Here is a 20,756-nt window from a genome sequence, read left to right as displayed (position 1 = left end):
CTGCACCTCGGCAACGCCTGATGCGCGACGTGGCGCCCGCCGCTGAAGCTGTCCACTGTGGCCGCCGTCGATAAGGTGGGACCATGGCGGTTGCGAGGCCTCGGTGAGTGCGGGCAAGCGGCTCGGGTTGCTGCTGATGATGGCGGTCATCGTCGGCGGAGCGGCCGGGATGGGCGCGATAGCGGGGCTCGGAGCGGCGACGACGTTGGCTGCGCTCACCGCCATGTTCTGCTTCATGGCGGCATCCGGCGGCGCGTTGCGCCCCGATCTGCGACTGCTCGCGGTGCTCGCGCCGGCGATGGTGTTGGCCGTCGCGGTGCCGCGCCTGATGGCCGAGGTGTCGAGCTGGGTCTCGATCGCACTGGTCGTGGTCGTCGTGTTCGTCGCCGGTCTCCTGCCGGCGTTGGGCCAACGTTTCGTCCAGGTTGGGCTCGGCTTGGGCATGGCGGCCCTGTTCAGCTACGGATTCCAGCTCACCGGGACCGCCACGCACATCCAGATCGTCGCGGCTCCGGTGCTGGCCGTGATCTGGGTTTTCCTGCTCCGCCTGTTGCTCGGCGCCAAGGACCCGAGCGGGCCGACGAGGGCTGCGCTGGTCGGTGCGTTGGCCGACGAGCAGCCAACCGACCCGGCGGAAGCACTGCGCAAATGGCACTCCGACCGGCCGACGCGCTGGACCGGGCAAGTGCTGTTCGCGACCATGCGCTACCGCACCATCCTCGGTGTCCTCGGCGATCGGCGTCGGTATCTGCCGTCCCACGACGCCGAAGAGCTGGATGCCGCGTTGGACGCCGCGCGCGAAGAAGCAGCCAGGCTGGCCGACGCCGTGCGCGCTCCCGCCTCGCCCGAGCTGCCTGACAATGGCAAGCCGGCAGTCCCCGAACTTCCCGGCGGCACCAGCGTCCTGATCTCCCGCTTGTGGGAGGAGCTGGCCGAAATCCGCGCTGCGGCTGTGGCTCGGGACGCCACTCGGGTCACGGTGCCCGCGACGGTCCGCCAGGTGCTGGTGAAGACCTCGCGCGGCACGTTGTCCTGGCGGTCGACCCAACTCCGGCATGCGGTGCGGTGCGCGCTGGGCGTGCTGATCGCGCTCGTGATCGCGAGCTTCCGGCCCGGAGATCCGCTCACCGTCGCGTTCCTGATGACGATCTTCGCGATCATGCAGCCGGAGTGGCACGACAGCCTGGCAAAAGCCCGCGAAAGGGTCATCGGGGCGCTGGCCGGATCCGTGGTGCTGGCGCTGGTGATCTGGCTGCTTCCGCAGGCCGCGCTGGCACCAGTGGCCCTGATCGCGCTGCTGATCGGCTTCTGGTTCATGCGAACGCAGCCCGTGGTGTTCAACGGGTGCATCGTGCTGATGAGCGTCGGGCTCAACGCCACCACGCGCCACCTGGATCCGGTGTCGGTCCTCGTGGAGTACGTGGTGCTGATCCTGCTCGCCCTGGTGATCGGATTGGTCTTCGGGTTCGCCGCGATACCCGGTGTGCCCAAGCCCGGCATCAACGAGCGCTTCGCCAACGCCTGCGGCGCGATCCGGAACCTGCTGGCCCGGGTGGCGGATGTCCACCGAGGCGCCGGTCCCGACCCGCACGATCTCGCCCGGAGCTTCCACACAGCCGTCCGAACCCAGCAGGAGCTGGTCACGGCCCCGCCCGGCAGCAGGCAACCGCAGCCGGACCAGCAGGAAGCGCTCGACACCGCCTACGACGGCCTGCGAGGCCTGTTCCACCAGACAACGGCCCTGGTCATGCTCCCACCTGACAAGTCGACCGCAACCGCCATCGACGACACCCTTCGCCTGCTCGACGACGGCAGCATGGGAACTTTCCTGCCAGAAGTGACAGGAAGGTTCCCATGCTCCAGCACCTCCAGTGACCTTGCCGACGGCGAACCGCTCCCCAAGATCTCCGAAACCGAACTGCTGCTGGTGACGATGAACGCCGACGCACTGCTGCTGCGGCAAGTGACACCGAAGTTCACGGATTGAGAGGCGTCGCCCGCTTCAGCGGGTTCGAGCGAGCGGTCGGCGCCCCGGCTAGGCGGTGCCGCCGGCGAAGGATCCGGTCTCGTAGAAGTCGCTGATGTGGTCGCGAACGAGTTCGACGGCCCGCAGCGCGTCGTGCTCCTCAATGGCCCGCAGGATGTTCCGGTGCTCGGCGCGCACCGTCTTCGCAGTCGCTCGCCAATCGGCCAGCTGCTCGTAAGCGTCGATCATCTGGCGCTGGATCGCGGTGCGCAGCGAACTCATCAGGTAGGAAGCCAGCGAGTTTCCGGTGGATTCCGCGATCCGCACGTGGAACTCGGTGTCCAGGCGGTTGAAGTCGCGGGCGGTCAGATCGGCCGCGTCCATCTGGTCCAGGATGCTCCGCAGCGCCTCGTGGTCCTCGCCGGTAGCGTTGCGCGCCGCGTCGGCGACCGCCCACTCCTCCAGCATCAGGCGAGTCCGGAGCACATCGGTGCCGCTGAAGTGCCCGAGCGCCAACTGCATCTTCAGCAGGATGGCGAACCCTTCACCGGGGTGACCGACGAACACCGTCCCGCCTTCGGGCCCGCGGCCGGGCCGAACTTCGACGATGCCGAGCGCCTCAAGCACGCGCAGCGCCTCACGCAGCGACGGGCGGCTGACGCCGAGGAGCTGCGAAAGTTCGCGTTCGCTGGGCAGCCTGTCGCCGGGCGCGAGCAACCCGTCCAGCATGCGCTGCTCGATCTGCGCCATGACCTGCTCGTAGGTGCGCACCTTGCGCACCGGTTCCCACGAGCTCTGGCTTGCGGAACTCACGCTTCTCCTCGATTTTCCTGCGGTGCTCCCGGAGACCGCCCCACTCTACGGGCGCAGTTTGCCCCTGCCCGCCGTCATCCGCGCATCGTTCGTTCCAGCTCACGCCGCAGCTGCACCGCCAGCACCGAGTCGTCCACTTCGACGTCATCCCAGCCGACGACGCCGCCCTGGGGAATGTCGTTGCGCAGCTTGACGCCGTTGGCCAATCCCATCGGCAACGCACCGACCTTCAGCGACATCTCTGCCGGGGCGAGCTTGCCGTGAACCATGTAGCCGCCCTCGCCGTCGAGGATTTCCCCGGCCTTCAGCGCGCGTTTTGCAACGGAGACGACGTCTCCTCGGAAAGCCGTCGGGCACCCGGTCGCCTCTCCGCGCACGGCGGCCGAAGCGATGCTGACGCCCAGTTCCAGTCCGATCATGTGGTACGGCCGGTAGAGCGAGCCGTAGCGCCCGGTCTCATCCGTGCGCACGCCGTATTCGGCGAAGCACTGGACCGCATAGTCGGTGCGCGCTTCGAAGGTGACGTAGACGCCCCAGCGCAGGTCTCGCGCGACGTCGGTGCCGTCGCGGTGGAGGCTGGAGGCGATCTCGACGGTGCCCCGGCGGGTCAGCCGGCCCCCGATCTCGGCGGGCCGGAACACCGTTGACAGGTCGTCGACTCCGCAGGGCGGGAAGAGCATGCCTTCGTCCTGCGGCACCATTCCGGTGCCGTTGGCGACGGCCGCCATCTCGATGGCCGATTTCGTCCCGTCCAGGAACGAGTTGAACATCTTCGGGTTGAAGTCCCCGCGATCCAGCTGTTCCTGCGTGAAGCCGTAGTGCTCCCACACCGTGTCCGGAGTGGATGCGTGGTACTCGGGCAGGTACTTCGTTCCCTTGCCCGCGGCCACCACGTCGAAACCCGCTGTGCGAGCCCAATCGACGAGCTCGCAGATCAGGGCGGGCTGGTCACCGTAGGCCATCGAGTAGACCACCCCTGCCGCGCGAGCCCGCTCCGCGAGCAGCGGCCCCACCATGCAGTCGGCCTCGACGTTGACCATGACGACGTGCCGACCGGCGTCGATCGCGCGAACCGCGTGGCGCACACCTGCCACGGGGTCGCCGGTGATCTCCAGGACCACCTCCAGCCCCGGAGCATCGATCAACGCATCGGCATCGTCGGTGACATGCGTGCTGTCGTCGCGCAATGCCTCGCCGAAGCTCGCGGCCGCGTAACGCTCGGCGGTCCAGCCGGTGCGCTGCAACGCGGCCCGAGCTCGCTCCGGCGAGAGGTCTGCGATGCCGACGACGTGCATGGTTTCGGTGCTCAACGCCTGGGTGAGAAACATCGAGGCGAACTTCCCCGCCCCGATCACGCCGACTCGAACCGGCCCACGATCCCGCGCCCGCTCGCCCAGCAACGCGTGGAGATTCATCAAACCCCTCACTGGACATACGGTCTGACCACAACAGCCGTCCAACGTAATCCCACCCCCACCCGCCGTCAACCCGCCGTAGGCGGCGACAGCATGGGAACTTTCCTGTCAATCAACCCCGACATCCCAGCTCAAACGGGGGTTACCGCCTGCGGTCAGATTGAAAATGATTATCATTGCTCTACTGGTGCGGCCCTGGGTGGCCCAGATCCACAGCAGGGAACCTTCCTGCCGCCCAGGAACGAACACGCATCACCGATCGCCCGGAGAGGACGCGATGCAGCACAACATCGAACACCGCATCGGCGAGTACACCGTCCGCGCCGCCAGGCCATCCGACGTTGATGGCGCACGGAAGGTCATGCTCGACACCTTCTACAACGAGTTCGGACACGGTTACGACTCGAAATGGCACTCGGACGTCATCAACATCGTGCCCACGTATCTGCAGAATCCTCGAAACACCCTCTTCGTCGCGGTCCGCGACGGCGAGGTCGCAGCAACAACCGCAGTGCGAGCCAACGGCCCCAGCAGTCCGCCGCATCCACAGTGGATCGCCGACCGCTATCCAAGCGGCGAGACCGCTCAACTGTTCAGGGTTTACGTCGCCAGGGCGCACCGCCGGCACGGTCTTGCACGTGCTTTGGTTGCGATGGCTTGCGACTTCGTCGCCGACACGGCGGGCTACTCCGCGATCTACCTGCACACCAATCCGGCGATCGAAGGCGCCGAGCCTTTCTGGCGCGCGGTGGCGAAGGAGATCTACGACGCGCGTGGCGACGAGCAGCACAGCCAGTCCGTCCACTTCGAGATCCCGATCCCGCGCTGAAGAGACCCGCGGACTGTCGCGTCAGTGGCAGGAAGGTTCCCATGCTCCAGCTCCTAGACCCCTTGGAGTCACGCGAGCCAGCAGGCCGCCGCATGGGAACCTTTCTGCCACAACCACCCAGCAGGCGCACTTGCCCGCTAGGCACCGTTTCACTTCAGGGAAAGTTAAGAAACGAAAAAGGCCCACATCGAAAAGTCGACCCCACAGGCACTCCGAAATCCTGATTAAGGCTCGTTTATCGCCTGCGTCAGATGCCTTTACGCATTGACTCCAGGCGACAACACACCGCCCCTCATATGCAAAAACGCTCGGCGAAACAATAGTTTTCACTGAGCACGAAGAGAATTTTCACCGTGGACGTCGCCTCGCCCGCCGAGTCAGCATCTGTTCACCCCGAAACGACGCACCGGTGATCGATGCGCGCCGCTCGCGGCCGACGTCGGCACCGGCGGACAACGAGGAGACTCGACGTGAACGTGCGCCGCAAGCCAGCCGCAGCCGCTGCTCTTGGTGGCTTGTCCGTCATCGGCATCCTGCTCGCCCCGCAGGCCGCCTTCGCCCACGGCGACATGCAGGCACCTGCCGGCCGCGCCTACACCTGCTTTCTAGAGGGAGCCGAGAGCCCCGACTCCGAGGGATGCAAGGGAGTCGTTACCGAGAACGGTTCCGCCCCAATCTACGACTGGATGAGCAACCGGATCGGCGACGCCAACGGCCGGCACCAGGAACTGATCCCGGATGGGAAGCTCTGCAGCGCCAACAATCCGATGTACTCGGGTTTCGACGCCCCGGCCACGGCATGGCCGACCACTCAGCTGCAGACCGGCGACGTCGACCTCGAGTTCAAGGCCACTGCCAAGCACCAGGGCGGATTCCAGGTCTTCATCACCAAGGACGGCTGGGATTCGTCGAAGTCGCTGGCTTGGGGCGATCTGGTGAAGGTCGCGGATGTCGACAGCCCGCCGGAAACCGCGGAAGGATACTCGATCGCCGCGAAGATCCCCGAGGGCAAGACAGGTCAGCACGTGCTCTACACGATCTGGCAGCGCACTGACAGCCCCGAGGCCTTCTACTCCTGCTCCGACGTGGTCTTCGGCCAGCAGGGAACCGCCCAGACCAGCGCCCTTGAGGCGCAGCGGCCTGCGGCCACGACTTCGGCCATCACACACCATCACGGCGCCCATGCCCCTGAGCACACGGCGTCTTTCTGGGATCGCGTGATGGGCTGGTTCGCCTGACGTTGCGATCGCCCCGGCGCGAGCATGGGAACCTTCCTGTCAAAAGTGACAGGAAGGTTCCCATGCTCCACGTCAGGACGAGCCGATGCCGGTGAGGGCTCGGACTTCCATCTCTGCGGTTCGCTTCTCGCTCACCTGGCCTCCTCCGAGCAGCGTGCCGATGTAGCCGCACAGGAACGAGATCGGGATCGACACGATCCCGGGGTTGCTCAGCGGGAACCACGCGAAGTCCACGCCCGGCAGGATCGAGTCCGGTGATCCCGAGACCACCGGCGAGAAGACGACCAGAACCGTGCACGAGATCAGCCCGCCGTAGATCCCCCACAGCGTGCCGCGGGTGTTGAACCGCCGCCAGAACAGCGAGAACAGCAGCGTCGATAGGTTCGCCGAAGCCGCGAACGCGAACGCGAGCGCCACCAGGAACGCGATGTTCTGCCCGTTGACGAGGATGCCGCCGAGGATCGACGCGGCACCGATCACGAGCGCTGTCAGGCGGGCGACCCGCACCTCCGAGTCGGGATCCGCCTTGCCTCGCTTCACGATGTTGGCGTAGACGTCGTGGGCGAAGGAGGCGGATGCGGTCAGCGTCAGCCCGGCGACAACGGCGAGGATGGTCGCGAAGGCGACCGCTGCGACGACGCCCAGCAACACCGTGCCTCCGACGCGGTACGCCAACAGCGGCGCGGCCGAGTTCTCGCCGCCGGGAGCCGAGAGGATCGCCTCGGTGCCGTTGACCGCCCCCGCTCCGTAGCCGATCACGAGCGTGCACAGGTAGAACAACGCCATCGTGCAGGTCGCCCAGACCACGGAACGCCGCGCCTGCAGAGCGTTGGGCACGGTGTAGAACCGCATCAGCACGTGCGGCAGCCCGGCGACACCCAGCACCAAGGCCATGGACAGCGACACGAAGTCCAGCTTGGTCACTTCGCTCTGGCCGTACTTCGCACCGGGCGAGAAGATCCGGTCCCCCAACGGGTTCTGCTCCGCCGCGTGCTGCAGCAGCGAGGTCAGGCTGAAGCCGAACTTGCCCATCAGGAACAGGGTCATCATGGCCGCGCACAGCATGAGCATGGCCGCCTTGATGATCTGCACCCAGGTGGTTCCCTTCATGCCGCCGACCAGCACGTAGACGATCATCACCAGACCCACGCCGCCGATCACCAGCGCCTGACCGCCCGAGCTGTGCACGTCGAGCAGCAGTGCCACCAGGCTGCCCGCGCCGGCCATCTGGGCGATCATGTAGACGAAGGAGATCACCAATGTGGACACTGCGGCGGCCGCTCGGACCGGGCGTTGCCGCATCCGGAAGCTCAGCACGTCGCCCATCGTGAAGCGGCCGGTGTTGCGCAGGAGCTCGGCGACCAGCAGCAGGTTGACCAGCCAGCCCACGAGGAAGCCGATCGAGTAGAGGAACCCGTCGTAGCCGTTCACCGCGATCGCTCCGGCGATCCCGAGGAACGACGCCGCCGACAGGAAGTCCCCGGAGAGCGCGATGCCGTTCTGCGCGCCGGTGAACCGGCCGCCTGCGGCGAAGTAGTCGGTGGCCGTGCCGGAGCTGCTCACGCGGTAGACCATGTACAGGGTGAGCAGCACGAACACCCCGAAGATGCTCATGTTGAGCACCGGGTTGGCGTTGATCATCGCGGGTCCTCCCCGGTCGCTTCCCGGTACAGCGCCACGACGCGCGGATCGATCTGGCGCGCCGCGTACTTGAGGTAGAGGGCGGTGATCAGGATCGTGGTCGCGAACTGGCCGATGCCCATGACCAGGCCGACGTTGACCTCGCCGAAGAGCCGGATGCTCATGAACTCCGGCAGGTAGGCGGCGAGGACGACGTATCCGAGGTACCAGATGAGGAACACCGCGGTCATCGGGAAGACGAAGCGGCGCAGCCTGGCTCTGAGATCGAGGAATTCGGGGCTTCGCGCGATGGCGGTGTAGTCCGGTGCCGGCCGGTGGGCGCGGGGTGCCGGTTTGTCGATCTGGCCGAAGGTTGCCGGCGTCGCGGGCTCACCTCCGGGCGTTCGCGGCGGCGGTGGCTGGGTTGCGTTGGGCATGCGTCCTTCCAAGCAGTCGAACTGCATCGACGTGGTTTCGGTCGATGCTTCGGAGTTCCCCAGTGCTCCGTGGCCGAGCGCCCTGGCTCGCATTCGATCCGGCTTTATCGAGAGTTCTCGGATCCAGGGCGTCGGCGAACCGCGCTGCCCGCGCTGCCAACCGGTTCGGAAGTCTAGCCAGCGAATGCCGCAGCACCGACACGCGCAGCGACACAGCACACACATTGATGAATTCACCGATCACGGTATGTGGTCGTTTTGCTGTGCCGACCCCATGCGCGGGCACCATCGAAACCGCCCTCCGCAAACCGAAAAACCCTGAGCCGCGGCAACTTTCAGCAGGTCAACAAGGCACTCGACGCGCAGGACAGGCGACCGGGCGAAATCTCGTCATGGCTCTGCAGCGAAAAAGTCATTCGTAGCCCCAACATCTACCTATCGGGCGACAAAAGCACTTCTAGAGATCGCCCAGCCGAACACGATCAGTGTTCGCGATTGTCAAGATCAACCACCACCCCAGCGAAAATGATCTCCATCGACATCGAATCAGCAGGTCAGCCAACCGAATTCGAGAACGGAGGAAGATCATTTCATTGCGGTAGGGTTCTCAAAACCGACACCCGGCGAAGACGAATCCGGTGCGGCCGCGATCACCCCCGACATCGCAGGCTCCGGACGCCGGTATCGACGACAGCACCGGCCACCGGCGAAAACCGGCCGCACGCAGCGCCGCCAGCCCTGCAAGAACCTGCCGCGCACACCACAGACGGGCCCAGGCTGCCCACCACACGAACGCGCCGTCGGTGAACACCTCGACTGCGCGGGAAAGGACTGCGTCGTGAGCAGCGGACTCGAAAATCCGGCCGCGAACGCGCCCCGGGCGTCCAGGTGGTCCCGCACCACGCCGAAGATCGCCGAGCGGATCACCACGTGGCGCAACTGGAAACTACCTACCAAGATCGCCGCCGTCGTGCTCGTTCCGGTGATCTTCGCCCTGGTGCTCGGCGTGCTGCAGATCCGCAGCCAGATCAACCAGGCCGACGAATACGCCAAGCTGGACCGGCTGGTCTCGACCGGCAGCGCGGTGCGCGCGGCCACCGGCGGCCTGCAGCAGGAACGCAGCAAGGCCGCCGAGTTCCTGGTGCGCGGGCCGGTTTCCGCGCCGGAAGTGCAGGAGCGCTTCACCGCCACGGACCGGGCCCTGGACGACATGCGCCAGCGGCTGCGGGCCACCCCGGACAGCGAGGCGGTCCGGTTCGCCCGGCAGGAAACCGACCGGCGCCTCACCGGGCTCGCACCGATCCGCCAGCAGGTGCTGGGCGGTCACGCCGATCCCGGGGTGACGATCAACACCTACACCGAGCTCATCGGCGTGCTGATGGCGCTCGACCGCACGCTGATCAGCCAGATCTCGTCGTCGCAACTCGTGTCCACGGCCACCACCGCGCACGAGCTGGGGCAGATCAGCGAGGAAATGCAGCTCCAGCAGGCACTGGTGCTCACCGGGCTGACCCGCGGCGGTTTCAGCACCGACAACCTGGCCCGACTCGCGGCCAGCGAATCCCGCCGCACCTCCGCGGTCAAGGAGTTCCGCGCGGCCGCCACCCCTCAGCAGCGGATGCGCTACGACCAGCTGTACGCGAAACCCGAGGTCCCGGCGCGGGAAACCTCGGTGCAGCTGGCGATGGCCGAGCGCGACAACGCGAAGTCGCGGCTCTCCACGGCGCTGGTGTCGGCAGCGGTGTGGAAGGACCAGTCCCGGACGGCTCATGGCGAGCTCAACGCGCTTCAAGACCACCTGGACCAGCAGTTGCACGAGACCGCGTTCTCGCTGCAGGACAACGCGAGCAACATGGCGGGTCTGGAGTCGGTGATCCTGCTGTCGGCTCTGCTGGTCGCCGGCGCGGTCGTCGTCGTGGTCGCCCGGCACCTGCTCGGGTCGCTCGACGTCCTGCGGCGCAGTGCGCTGGACACCGCTAACTACCAGCTGCCGCAGGCGGTCGCCGACATCCGCGCCGGTCACGCCACCCGCCCCCGCGTCGAGCGGGTGCCGGTGGAGACCGCCGACGAGATCGGCGATGTGGCGCGGGCATTCGACGACGTGCACACCCAGGCCGTCAACCTCGCCACCGAGCAGGCCGAACTCCGCCGCAGCTACAGCGACTCGTTCATCAACGTGTCGCGGCGCAGCCAGGGCCTGCTGGAGCGGCAGCTGCGGCTGTTCGAGCAGCTCGAACGCGACGAGGAAGACCCCGACCAGTTGGCGACCCTGTTCCAGCTGGACCACTTGGCCACCCGGATGCGCCGCAACAACGAGAACCTCATGGTGCTCTCGGGTGCGGACCCGGCCCGGCGGTTCACGCGGCCGACCTCGCCCGCGGACCTGATCCGGGCCGCGGTGTCGGAGATCGAGCACTACCCGCGGGTGATCGTCCAGCCGCTGCCGGACGTCAAGATCGTCGGATACGCCGCGAGCGACCTGGTGCGGCTGCTGGCCGAACTCCTCGACAACGCGGCGAACTTCTCGGCGCCGGAAACCCAGGTCGTCGTCTCCGGGCAGCGGCGCAGCGACGGGTCGCTGGGCATCGACATCCTCGACCGCGGCATCGGCATGTCGCAGGACGAGCTCGCGGCCGTGAACCAGCGGCTGGCCGGCGACGAGGAGATCAAGCTGTCGACGTCCCGGCGCATGGGCCTGTTCGTGGTCGGCCGGCTCGCCGCCCGCCACGGCATCCGCGTGGAGCTGCGCCCCGGCCCGGAATCGACCGGGTTGTGCGTCGCGGTCGGCCTCGGGCCGGAACTGCTGGTGGACGCCCCGCCCTCGGCACCGGTCCAGCGGACCAACGGCATCGTGCCCAACGCCCGCACCGCCGACACGCTGGTGGAGGAGTTCGACTGGGAGGCGGCCGAAGAGGACGCGGCCGGCCAGCGCCAACTGGTGCGCAACGGATTCCGCCTGTTCCGCTCCCCGGGCAACGGCGCGCCGCAGGTGCCGCCTGCGGACGCCTTCAGCACCGAAGAGATCCCCCGCGAGCCCGTACAGGCCGCCGAGCACCACAACGGTGCGAAGGCCCCGACGCCGATCTTCGACGATCTCGCGTCCGCGTGGTTCCGGGCGACCCCGCACGACGCCACCCGCCCCGCCATCCAATGGCCCGCCCCCTCGGCGGAGGGTGACAGCAAGGGAACTTTCCTGCCACCGGCGACAGGAAAGTTCCCTTCCTCTCAGCCCGCCCGGACCAACGGCCATGGTGGCCAGAGCTCGTGGACCTTCGCGAATGACCAGGCCCGGCAGCGGGCCGAGGAAGTCGCGGAGGCAGAACCTTCCGACTACACCGCGGCGGGCCTTCCGCTTCGAGTTCCGCAGGCGAACCTGGTGGCCGGCAGCGCCGACACGGAGTCGGGTGGGCGCGCGCGCCCGCCCCGCGACCCGCACGCCGCCCGTGGCCGACTGGCGAGCTTCCAGGCCGGGGTTCAGCGCGGCCGCCACCGCCAGCAGCTGACCTCGCGCAACGGCGCCGCGCCGACGGGAGCCCCGCAGCCTGACCCGTATCCGCATGCCAACAACGGCACCAACGGCGTCCAGGACCCCGAGTCGCTGCTCGACCAGGAAACCGCCGACTACACGACTGCCGGGCTTCCCCGGCGAACCCCGAGAGCCCAACTGGTCCCGGGAACGGCCACCGAGCCGGACGTCAAGCCCCGCCGCGATGCGGACGTGATGCGTGGACGGCTGGCCAGCTTCCAGCGCGGGGTCCGCGAAGGCAAGCACAGCCTCCGCGACTTGCCCTCGGCCGACTAGCACCCGTGACAACCCGAATCAGTGCAGAGGACAGGAGGGCCGATGAACGCCCACAATTCCCAGCCGAACCAGTTCGGCTGGCTGGTCACGGACTTCACCGAACGAGTTCCGGGCGTGGCGCACGCCGTGGTCGTCTCAGCCGACGGGCTGCTGCTGACCGCGTCCGCGAAACTGCCCACCGACCGGGCCGACCAACTCGCAGCGGTCGCATCGGGGCTGCTCAGCCTCACCCAGGGCGCGGCGCGCTGCTTCGAGGCCGGGACCGTGAACGAGACCGTGGTCGAAATGGAACGCGGCCTCATGCTGCAGATGGCGATCAGCGACGGCTCGTGTCTGACGGTCCTGGCCGCGCCGCATTGCGACATGGGTCTGATCGCCTACGAGATGGCCTTGCTGGTGGAACGAGTCGGCCAGATCCTGACCCCGGAACTGCGCTCCCAGTTGCAGGGAACGAATCGTGTGATGACCGGTCAGTCGGTGTGAGGACGGCATGAGCACAGGTCCGGACGCGTCCGGGCGGCACCGATGGGACGACCGAGAGTCGCCCGAAGCTGACGCCATGGCCGAGGTCTTCAACCGGTTCACCCTCGATAGTGGCCGCCGCGGGCGACGCCGCAAGCGTGCGCGCGACGAACCGGAGCCGCAGGGCCCTCCACAACCTGCGGCGGATCCGCCTTGGCCGTCGGCCGAACCGGCTGAAGCGCCGGCCATGTCGGCACCCGAAGAGGCCAGCCCTCAGGAGCCCGAAATCACAGCGACCTACATCCGGCCGTATGCCTGGACCGGCGGGCGCACGCGATCGAATCACCGCCTGGAACTGGAGACCCTGGTGTCCACCAGCGAGTCGTGCCACCCGGCGCGGCTGCAGCGGCTCGAACACCATTCCATCGCCGAACTGTGCCGGCACCCGCGTTCGGTGGCCGAGGTCGCTGCCTTGCTCGACGTTCCGCTCGGCGTGGCGAAGGTCCTGCTCGGCGACATGGCCGACATCGGTCTCCTGACCGTGCACCAGACGGTGAACGAAAACGGCAGCACGTCGCACTTGTTGCTGATGGAGAGGGTTCTGAGTGGGCTTCGCCGGCTCTGAACCCCGCAGCGCGGGTCTCGTGGAGGTGCGCGCAAACCGCAAGACGCCAGCTTGACTCGATAACTGAGGTGGGCAGACATGACTCCTGAAACGCGACCCCGACCTGTGCACACCGGTCGGTCCACGACCGCGACCTCGGCGAAAATCGTCGTCGCGGGTGGCTTCGGAGTCGGCAAAACGACATTCGTGGGTTCGGTGTCGGAGATCGTGCCGCTGACCACCGAAGCCGTGATGACCGAGGCCAGCAAGGGCATCGACGACCTGCATGCGACCCCGAACAAGAACACAACGACGGTCGCCATGGACTTCGGCCGGCTTTCGCTGGATTCGGATCTGATCCTCTACCTGTTCGGCACCCCCGGCCAGCAGCGCTTCTGGTTCATGTGGGACGACCTGGTCCGGGGTGCGATCGGCGCCGTGGTGCTCGTCGACACCCGGCGCCTCGCGGACTGCTTCTCGGCCATCGACTTCTTCGAAGACCGGCGGCTGCCCTACATCGTGGGGCTCAACTGCTTCGACGGGACCTTGCTCCACCGGGTCGAAGAGGTGCGCGAGGCCATCGCGATTCCGCCCGACGTCCCGATCGTGACCTGCGACGCGCGAAACCGCGAATCCACCAAGCAGGCGCTGATCAGGCTGGTCGAGTACGCCATGCAGTGGTGGATTCGCCGCACCGCTTAGCCGTTGCAGCATGGGAACCTTCCTGTCACCTCCGGCACGAAAGTCCCCTTCCGCACGCCTACCTGTCGCCCTGCAGCCCACCGTCCGGCGAGGTGTAGGGGTTGGGGTTCTGCTGCTCGAACAACGAATCGTCGACTGTTTCGGCGGCCTTGTCCTGTTCGCTGCCCAAGGTCACCTCGACCTGCCGCTGGTTGCCACCGGCGGAGTCCGCCACCGTGAGGTTGATCTTCGAGCCAGGTGCGTTGGAGCTGATCTGGGCCACCAGGTCCGAGAAACTGCTGACAGCCCGGTTGCCGACCTTGACGATCGTCTCCCCCTCTTTGAGCCCCGCCTTGTCCGCGGCAGAACCGGGAACGACGGAACTGATGGTCGCCGCGCCCGACTGGCCGTTGGTGCCGGTGACACCGAGTTGAGGCTTCGTCGCCACCCCACCGCTGATGAGCTCGTTCGCGACGCGGCTTGCCGTGTCGATCGGGATCGCGAATCCCAATCCGATGTTTCCTGACGCCTTGCTGTTGGACACGATGCTGGTGTTGATGCCGATCACCTGGCCGTCCAGGTTCACCAGCGGACCACCCGAGTTACCTGAGTTGATCGAAGCATCGGTCTGAATACCGTTGTAGATGACGGGCCGACCGTTCTCCCCCTGCACATCGACAGTTCGGTTCAGGGCGCTGACGATGCCTGAGGTCACCGTTCCTTCCAGCCCCAGCGGGGAGCCGATGGCGACGACGGACTGCCCGACCGCCAGCGTCGAGGATTTGCCGAGCTCCGCAGGTGTGAGCCCGCTGGCGCCGTTTAATTTGATCACTGCCAGGTCGTAGGAGGGCGAAGTGCCCACAACGCTCGCGGTCCGCGTTGTCCCATCGGGCAGGGTGACTGTGATCTCGCCGCCTGAGCCGACCACGTGGTTGTTGGTCAGCACATAGCCGTCCGGGGTGAGCACCACGCCGGTTCCTTCCGAACCGCTTCGGGCTCCGCGAACGGTGATGTCCACTGTGCTCGATGACGCCTTGCCCGCCGCGAACTGCACGGTGCCGGCCTGGGCGTTGATCTGGGTGCCGGTGACAGGATCGTGCTGCGTGATCGCGGAGTTGGTGCCTCCGCCGTCAGCAAGGAGCATCCCACCACCGACTCCCACACCCCCTCCGACCACTCCAGCGATCAGCGCGGCCGCGACCACGCCTTTCCAACGCCGTGACTCACCTGTTCGAGGATTGGCCGGGTAGGTGCTCGCTGCGCCCGGCAGCGGTCCGGACGCAGGGCCGAATGATGCAGTGGGAGCGGTTTCCGGCCCCGGCGTGTGTTGCGTGCCATCTCCGTACTCCGGCGATCCGCCGGAACCAGCTGCTGTCATGCCGTCAACCGTGCCGCGCGAAGCTGAGAACTACCTTGGCGCGAGCTGTTGACTTCGTCGGAATTCCCCCCAGCGGCCGAGCGGTGGAATGGGAAGCATGGGAACTTTCCATTCACCGGATGACAGGAAAGTTCCCATGCTCGAGGCGTGGAAGCGTGCGGTGGAATGGTCCAGCCCGACACGGGGCCGAAGGTGGACAAAATCAAATGCCCCGGCCTCGACGCCCGGGATAGTGCTCCGCATGCGTACAACGATCACCACGAACTCAGTCATGCCGTCCACCGGTCGGCGGGTATTCCGCGTCGTCGAACTGGAGAAGCTCGGAGTCTCGCAGTCGACGTCCTATCGCCGGGCCCGCCCCGGCGGTCCTTGGATGCGGCTCGCTCCCGGTGTTCTACTCGTCGTGCCGGGACCGCCGACGGTCAAAGATCGCATCAACGCAGCACTGTTGCGTGCCGGGCCCGGCGCCATGATCACCGGCCTCCAAGCCGCTCGCCTCCTCGGGCTGGAAACTCCTCCGGAAGATGCGGACATTCACGTCCTGATCCCGCACAGCCGGAAGATCCAGAGCTATCCCGGAACGAACTTCGAACGGACCACCCGTCTACCGAAACCCGTTCTCGTCGACGGCATTCCGGTCGCACCACCGGTGCGTGCCGTCATGGATGGCGCCCGCACTTGGCAGACCTGGGCAGTGACCGAAGCCCTCCTGGTTGAGGCGATGCAGCGCAGGAACCGCTGCAGGTTGGAAGACCTGATCATCGAGATGGAGCTCGGCAGCAGGCGAGGAACAGCGGTACCGCGTGCGATTCTCCGCGCATTCAGGGGCACGACCACGCCGTTCCCAGGATTTCCGTCGCGTGCTGCACCGCCAGCGGGTCATCACGAGCGGGAGGCGGCCTGAAGATCCACGACGTTGGCTTTGGGGCTGGTGCTCGACGGGTTTCCGAGGCAGCATGCCAGGCATCGACCGCTGTCGTGGGAGGTGCTGTGGCGAGCGCTGGACAACCACCGGTTCTGGTCACTGCCCGCCGGATCGTCACCATGGCCGACGAGCCGTACGTGAACACGGCTCGTCCTGCTCTGGCGATCCAGGGCGAGTGGGTCGTCGATGTCGGTGACCTCGGTGACCTGCGCCGCCGCATGCCCGGAGCCGACGTCGTCGACTTCGGGGACGCAACGATCGTTCCTGGCTTCAACGACGCCCACCAGCATCCGACCATGACTGCTGCGAACCAGCGGGGCGTCGATATGTCCGCGGCCAGTTCTCGGGCGGATCTTCTTGAGATGCTCAGGACCCGCGCTCGCGACACACCTCCCGGACAGTGGCTGCTCGGGACGCGCTACGACCACGGGCGGTCGTCCGGCGGCACGCCCCTGACTCGGTCGGATCTCGACGAGGTCACCGATGCCCACCCGGTGCTTTTGATCAACATCGGCGCGCACTGGGGTGTGCTGAACTCGGCTGGCCTCGCCACAGCGGGGCTGTCCGACGACAGCGTCCCGCCACCCGGCGGCGAGCTCACCAAGGACGCTGCAGGTCACCTCACCGGGGTAGTACACGAACAGGCGTTGTTCGACCTGGCGTACCCGTCGCTGTCACGAGGGCGCCCGGTACTGCCCGACCAGGACCTCGAAGCGGCATTAGCGCAGTTGAAAAGCACTCTCCGGGCGCTGAACGCCGCTGGGATCACGAGCGTCGGCGACGCGATGGTCGGCCCGACCGAGTTGTCGCTGTTGCAGGAGGCTCATCAGCGCGGCGAGCTCACGACGAGGGTCAACGCGCTACTCACCTACCGGCATGTCGACACGTTCCACGCTGCCGGGCTGCGCACTGGTTTCGGCGACAACTGGCTCCGGATCGGAGGTGTCAAGGCATTCGCGGACGGTGCTGTCGCCGGTGGCACCTGCCTGGTCGATGAGCCTTTCGAAGGCACCAATGATCACGGTATCCAAACGCTGGGTACCGATGAGCTCAACGAGCTGGCGTTCCGCGTGCACGCAGCAGGTTCGCGGCTTGCGATCCACGCCAACGGCGACCGGGCGATCAAGCTCGTTCTCAACGCCCTCGAACAGGCACGGGCGGCACACCCGACAATCAAGACCGCGCACCGGATCGAACACTGCAGCATGGTGGATGCGGAGATCCTGGCCCGGATGAAAGCCCTGGATGCCATCGCGGTTCCGTTCGGCAGCTATGTGGCGTTCCACGGCGACAAGCTCCTCGACTACTACGGCGCGGACCGGTTGGAGCGGATGTTCGCGCACCGCAGCATGCTGGATGCGGGTGTCGCTGTGGCCGGCTCGAGCGACTTCCCGTGCGGGCCCTTCGAGCCCTTGCTCGGACTTGCCAGCTGCGTCACACGGCTCTCCACAGCCGGGCGAACTGCTGGACGAGTCCTTGGAGCGTCACAGCAGATCAGCGCGCGGGAAGCCCTCGCGATCTACACCACCGGTTCGGCTCACGCCGCTGGTGAGGCCTCGTTCAAGGGGCGCCTCGAGGTCGGCAACCTGGCGGACTTCGTCGTGCTGTCCGACGATCCCCTTGAGGTGGATCCGAAGCACTTGCCAGATGTCCACATCCACGAAACGTGGGTCGGCGGCCAGGCGGTCTGGCGCGACAGGGAGGATCCGTCATGACTCCCGAAGCGACGGCCTGGGCTACGACCAACAACGAACGCGACGCCATAGCCGGGCGCAGCGCCATGTCCTGATTGGAGAGAGCATGGGAACCTTCCTGTCACCCACGCCTCGAAGGTTCCCTCGCTGAGTCGGATTCAACGGCCGGAGGGATATGTGCTCAAGAAACGAAAGTCACTGTGGTGGCTGTTGGGTCCCGTCGTGCTCTACTTGCTAGCGCTTCCGCTTTACAACCGGATCGAACCGGTTGTTCTGGGGCTGCCGTTCTTCATGTTCTGGACGCTGATCGCGACTTTGCTGACACCGGCGTGCATCTGGCTTGCTGCCCGCAAGGATCCGCTGTGGCGAAGCGACCGGCAGCGTACGCGAGGTGATGGCGAATGAGCACCAATGCCGCAGTGTCGGTGGGCATCTTCGCCTTGTTCATGCTCGCCGCGGTCGGCCTGGGCCTGCTTTCGCTGCGTGGCCGCGATCGCACGAACCTCGCCGAGTGGTCGGTTGGTGGCCGAAGCCTCGGTGTCGTACTGATCTTCGTGCTCATGGCGGGCGAAACGTACACGAGCTTCAGCTACCTCGGCGCCGCCGGCTGGTCCTACAGCTACGGGATGCCGGTTTTCTACCTGCTGGCTTATCTCGCGATCGGCTTCGCCGTCGGATACGTCGTCGGGCCGATCCTGTGGAACTACGCCCACCGCAACAATCTCCACAACATCACCGACATCACCGCGTACCGCTTCAACTCGCCGTGGTTCGGGGCCGCGGTGGCGATCCTCACCACGGTGTTCCTGCTGCCGTACATCCAACTCCAGATCACAGGAATGGGTGTCGTCGTTTCGACGATCAGCTACGGCACGATCGGCCTGGGAGCCGGATACATCATCGCGTTCGTGGTGACCGAGGCATTCATCATCTTCTCCGGCCTGCGCGGCAGCGCCTGGGTGTCCATCCTCAAGGACAGCCTGGTGATCATCACGCTGCTTGTCGTTTTCATCTACGTGCCGGTGCACTACTTCGGTGGCCTCGGCCCGATGCTTGATCGGCTCGTTTCGGAACGCCCCGAATGGCTCGTGCTGCCGGGCCACGGCAAGGAGTCACTGGGCATGCTGTGGTTCGCCACAACGGGGCTGCTCAACGGTGTCGTCTACACGATCTTTCCGACCACTGTGGCCGGTTACCTGGGCGCCAAGAATCCGGGCGTACTACGCCGCAACGCCCTCATCATGCCCTTCTACCAGGTGTTGCTGTTCGTTCCGATCCTCCTGGGCTTGGCCGCGGTGTTCGTCGTCCCAGGGCTCGACGACTCCAATCTGGCGATGTTCAAGCTCGTCGTCGACTCGATGCCCGCTTGGCTTGTCGGGCTCGTCGGGGTCGCCGGCGCGTTGTCGTCGATCGTTCCGATGGCCGTCTTCATGCTCGTGATCGGCACGATGTGGGGACGGTCCGTCCTGGGCGTGCATCCCCGAACAGCGCCGCACCAGAAGCAGCTGTCTCAGCTGGTCACGTTCATCGTCGGGTTGGTGGCGCTGCTGTTCACGTTCATTTCACCGAGCACCCTGGTGCAATTGTCGGTCCTCTCGTATCAAGGACTCGCGCAACTCCTGCCGGTGGTACTCATCAGCTTGCTTTGGAAGCGCATGTCGACCGCGGCGGCCGCCTCCGGGCTCGCTGCCGGGGTGGTCGTCGTCGCATTGCTCGTCCTCACTGGAAACGACCCGTGGCTCGGCATCAACGCTGGTCTGCTCGGACTCGCCGCGAACGTCCTGGTCAACGTCGCTGTGACGCTCGCCCGCCCCGCAACCACACCGCCGGAGCGACTCGCCGTGGACGAGCTGCCCGAAGAAGCCCCGGTTCGGGCCTGACCAACGAAAGCATGGGAACTTTCCTGTCACCGTGGCAGGAAAGTTCCCATGCTTTCAGCGTCTGGTCAGTTGGTGTTGGGTGCGGATTCGGAGACCCCGAACCGGCCGCTTGCGATCGGGTTGCCGCCGATGTCTACGGGGCCGGACGGCACCGGCTTGGCCGTTGGGCACCACTTCTTGGCGATCTCCCATGAAGCGTTGATCAGGGCCTCGGCGTGCGCGAAGGAATACGGCGAGAGACCGGCCACCGACGGGGCTGGCACGACGTAGAGCTCACAGCGCGTCGCGTTCAACTGCAGGTCGAGCCGTGCCGCGGACACCATCGCCGCGCCGAGCGCCGCACCGTTCACTCCGCCGACCGACCGTGGTGGTGTCTTCGGCGGCGGCCAGGTCGCGATCGAACCGATCCCCCGCCTGCGCTGGCTGAACTCGAAAGGCTCGGTGCCTCCGCACGGGAGCACGTAAACGCGCTCCGCCCCGCGCTCGACGGCGCGGCTGATCGGCATGAACGCCGCTGGGCCACCGTCCACCAGCCAGCGGTCTCCTACCTTCACCGGCGGGAACATGCCAGGAATCGAGCACGAAGCCACCAGCGGAGGAAGTGCAGGGCCGCTCTCGAAGTACACCGGATCACCGGAGTCCAGATCCGTTGCGGTCACGGTCACCGGGATCTGCGCTTCTTCCAACCGGCGGAACGGCAGGTTGTTGTGCAGCCAGCGCGCCAGCCCGTGATTTCCCATGACGTGGTTCGACAGCCCGATCTTCCCTGCGAGTATCCGGCTGGGCTGGATCGGGAAGACATCTGTGCGCCGCATCGACACCCACAGCTCGCGGAGCTTCGCCGCCCCGCGCGGTGTTGGGTCGCCGGCGAGCCATGCCGCGTTCAGCGAGCCTGCAGAGGTCCCGACGAGCAGGTCGGGTTCGATACCGGCCTCGAACAATGCCGTAACCAGGCCAGCCTGGATCGCCCCGAAGGTGGAGCCACCCGGCAAGACCCATGCCGTGCGCATCA

The 20,756-nt window shown here is 66.5% G+C and carries 17 protein-coding genes; 11 read left to right on the top strand and 6 right to left on the bottom strand.

Going from position 1 to position 20,756, the window contains the following annotated elements; translation table 11 throughout:
* Positions 1-103 precede the first annotated feature (103 nt).
* Positions 104-1,987 (top strand): FUSC family protein, encoded by a 1,884-nt coding sequence (locus AB0H93_RS20770; RefSeq protein ID WP_358574577.1) that lies wholly within the window; start codon positions 104-106, stop codon positions 1,985-1,987.
* Positions 1,988-2,035: 48 nt separating this feature from the next.
* Here AB0H93_RS20770 and AB0H93_RS20765 read toward each other — a convergent pair whose 3' ends face one another.
* Together AB0H93_RS20765 and AB0H93_RS20760 are read right to left on the bottom strand one after the other, a co-directional pair.
* Positions 2,036-2,779 carry a FadR/GntR family transcriptional regulator gene (locus tag AB0H93_RS20765; protein WP_358574576.1) on the bottom strand — a complete coding sequence of 248 codons (744 nt, stop codon included), beginning with the start codon at positions 2,777-2,779 and terminating at the stop codon, positions 2,036-2,038.
* Between the two features lie 74 nt (positions 2,780-2,853).
* Positions 2,854-4,194, bottom strand: a complete 1,341-nt coding sequence (locus AB0H93_RS20760; RefSeq protein ID WP_358574575.1) for a Gfo/Idh/MocA family oxidoreductase — start codon at positions 4,192-4,194, stop codon at positions 2,854-2,856.
* 277 nt (positions 4,195-4,471) lie between these two features.
* On the opposite strand from AB0H93_RS20760, the gene AB0H93_RS20755 reads away from it, so the two are divergent.
* Together AB0H93_RS20755 and AB0H93_RS20750 are read left to right on the top strand one after the other, a co-directional pair.
* Complete coding sequence (locus AB0H93_RS20755) at positions 4,472-5,023, top strand: GNAT family N-acetyltransferase (RefSeq protein WP_358574573.1); 552 nt, start codon at positions 4,472-4,474, stop codon at positions 5,021-5,023.
* A 470-nt stretch (positions 5,024-5,493) separates the two neighbouring features.
* Entirely contained in the window at positions 5,494-6,261 is a 768-nt protein-coding gene (locus tag AB0H93_RS20750; protein WP_358574572.1) for a lytic polysaccharide monooxygenase, read from the top strand.
* A 72-nt stretch (positions 6,262-6,333) separates the two neighbouring features.
* Here the strand turns inward: AB0H93_RS20750 and AB0H93_RS20745 are convergent, their stop codons facing one another.
* Both AB0H93_RS20745 and AB0H93_RS20740 read right to left on the bottom strand, forming a co-directional pair.
* Positions 6,334-7,902 carry a cation acetate symporter gene (locus AB0H93_RS20745; protein WP_358574570.1) on the bottom strand — a complete coding sequence of 523 codons (1,569 nt, stop codon included), beginning with the start codon at positions 7,900-7,902 and terminating at the stop codon, positions 6,334-6,336.
* Positions 7,899-8,318: a DUF485 domain-containing protein gene (locus AB0H93_RS20740; RefSeq protein ID WP_358574569.1), complete on the bottom strand. Its 420-nt coding sequence runs from the start codon at positions 8,316-8,318 to the stop codon at positions 7,899-7,901. Before AB0H93_RS20740 ends, AB0H93_RS20745 begins: the two co-directional genes overlap by 4 nt.
* Before the next feature lie 838 nt (positions 8,319-9,156).
* Between AB0H93_RS20740 and AB0H93_RS20735 the strand changes: the two genes are divergently transcribed.
* The 4 genes from AB0H93_RS20735 (at position 9,157) to AB0H93_RS20720 (ending at position 13,888) form a co-directional block, all read left to right on the top strand.
* The gene (locus AB0H93_RS20735; protein ID WP_358574567.1) at positions 9,157-12,120 is read left to right on the top strand and encodes a nitrate- and nitrite sensing domain-containing protein; all 2,964 of its coding nucleotides are present in this window, start codon (positions 9,157-9,159) and stop codon (positions 12,118-12,120) included.
* A gap of 42 nt (positions 12,121-12,162) precedes the next feature.
* Positions 12,163-12,603, top strand: a complete 441-nt coding sequence (locus AB0H93_RS20730) for a roadblock/LC7 domain-containing protein (protein ID WP_093270958.1) — start codon at positions 12,163-12,165, stop codon at positions 12,601-12,603.
* A gap of 76 nt (positions 12,604-12,679) precedes the next feature.
* The gene (locus AB0H93_RS20725) at positions 12,680-13,207 is read left to right on the top strand and encodes a DUF742 domain-containing protein (protein ID WP_358574566.1); all 528 of its coding nucleotides are present in this window, start codon (positions 12,680-12,682) and stop codon (positions 13,205-13,207) included.
* A 78-nt stretch (positions 13,208-13,285) separates the two neighbouring features.
* Complete coding sequence (locus tag AB0H93_RS20720) at positions 13,286-13,888, top strand: ATP/GTP-binding protein (RefSeq protein ID WP_132491265.1); 603 nt, start codon at positions 13,286-13,288, stop codon at positions 13,886-13,888.
* Positions 13,889-13,946: 58 nt separating this feature from the next.
* Here the strand turns inward: AB0H93_RS20720 and AB0H93_RS20715 are convergent, their stop codons facing one another.
* Positions 13,947-15,011: a trypsin-like peptidase domain-containing protein gene (locus tag AB0H93_RS20715; RefSeq protein WP_358574564.1), complete on the bottom strand. Its 1,065-nt coding sequence runs from the start codon at positions 15,009-15,011 to the stop codon at positions 13,947-13,949.
* 475 nt (positions 15,012-15,486) lie between these two features.
* Between AB0H93_RS20715 and AB0H93_RS20710 the strand changes: the two genes are divergently transcribed.
* The 4 genes from AB0H93_RS20710 to AB0H93_RS20695 all read left to right on the top strand — a co-directional run bounded on the left by AB0H93_RS20710 (position 15,487) and on the right by AB0H93_RS20695 (position 19,744).
* Positions 15,487-16,149, top strand: a complete 663-nt coding sequence (locus AB0H93_RS20710; protein WP_358574563.1) for a hypothetical protein — start codon at positions 15,487-15,489, stop codon at positions 16,147-16,149.
* 86 nt (positions 16,150-16,235) lie between these two features.
* Positions 16,236-17,885, top strand: a complete 1,650-nt coding sequence (locus AB0H93_RS20705; RefSeq protein ID WP_358574561.1) for an amidohydrolase — start codon at positions 16,236-16,238, stop codon at positions 17,883-17,885.
* Between the two features lie 156 nt (positions 17,886-18,041).
* Entirely contained in the window at positions 18,042-18,269 is a 228-nt protein-coding gene (locus AB0H93_RS20700; RefSeq protein WP_358574560.1) for a DUF3311 domain-containing protein, read from the top strand.
* A complete protein-coding gene (locus AB0H93_RS20695) occupies positions 18,266-19,744 on the top strand; it encodes a sodium:solute symporter family protein (RefSeq protein WP_358574558.1) in 1,479 nt (492 codons plus the stop codon). The genes AB0H93_RS20700 and AB0H93_RS20695 overlap by 4 nt, the downstream gene beginning before the upstream one ends.
* A gap of 65 nt (positions 19,745-19,809) precedes the next feature.
* Here the strand turns inward: AB0H93_RS20695 and AB0H93_RS20690 are convergent, their stop codons facing one another.
* Positions 19,810-20,754, bottom strand: a complete 945-nt coding sequence (locus AB0H93_RS20690; protein WP_358574557.1) for a patatin-like phospholipase family protein — start codon at positions 20,752-20,754, stop codon at positions 19,810-19,812.
* Positions 20,755-20,756: the final 2 nt, after the last annotated feature.

This window comes from Saccharopolyspora sp. NPDC050642 (assembly GCF_040654735.1).
Lineage (GTDB): Bacteria > Actinomycetota > Actinomycetes > Mycobacteriales > Pseudonocardiaceae > Saccharopolyspora > Saccharopolyspora elongata.
This window is presented reverse-complemented; position numbering and strand designations above follow the sequence as displayed.

Coding starts and splice junctions, on each gene's coding strand:
- AB0H93_RS20730 (WP_093270958.1), top strand. CDS start 12,163: ATGAACGCCCACAATTCCCAGCCGAACCAGTTCGGCTGGCTGGTCACG.
- AB0H93_RS20755 (WP_358574573.1), top strand. CDS start 4,472: ATGCAGCACAACATCGAACACCGCATCGGCGAGTACACCGTCCGCGCC.
- AB0H93_RS20725 (WP_358574566.1), top strand. CDS start 12,680: ATGGCCGAGGTCTTCAACCGGTTCACCCTCGATAGTGGCCGCCGCGGG.
- AB0H93_RS20710 (WP_358574563.1), top strand. CDS start 15,487: ATGCGTACAACGATCACCACGAACTCAGTCATGCCGTCCACCGGTCGG.
- AB0H93_RS20690 (WP_358574557.1), bottom strand. CDS start 20,754: ATGCGCACGGCATGGGTCTTGCCGGGTGGCTCCACCTTCGGGGCGATC.
- AB0H93_RS20745 (WP_358574570.1), bottom strand. CDS start 7,902: ATGATCAACGCCAACCCGGTGCTCAACATGAGCATCTTCGGGGTGTTC.
- AB0H93_RS20695 (WP_358574558.1), top strand. CDS start 18,266: ATGAGCACCAATGCCGCAGTGTCGGTGGGCATCTTCGCCTTGTTCATG.
- AB0H93_RS20720 (WP_132491265.1), top strand. CDS start 13,286: ATGACTCCTGAAACGCGACCCCGACCTGTGCACACCGGTCGGTCCACG.
- AB0H93_RS20740 (WP_358574569.1), bottom strand. CDS start 8,318: ATGCCCAACGCAACCCAGCCACCGCCGCCGCGAACGCCCGGAGGTGAG.
- AB0H93_RS20715 (WP_358574564.1), bottom strand. CDS start 15,011: ATGCTCCTTGCTGACGGCGGAGGCACCAACTCCGCGATCACGCAGCAC.
- AB0H93_RS20760 (WP_358574575.1), bottom strand. CDS start 4,194: ATGAATCTCCACGCGTTGCTGGGCGAGCGGGCGCGGGATCGTGGGCCG.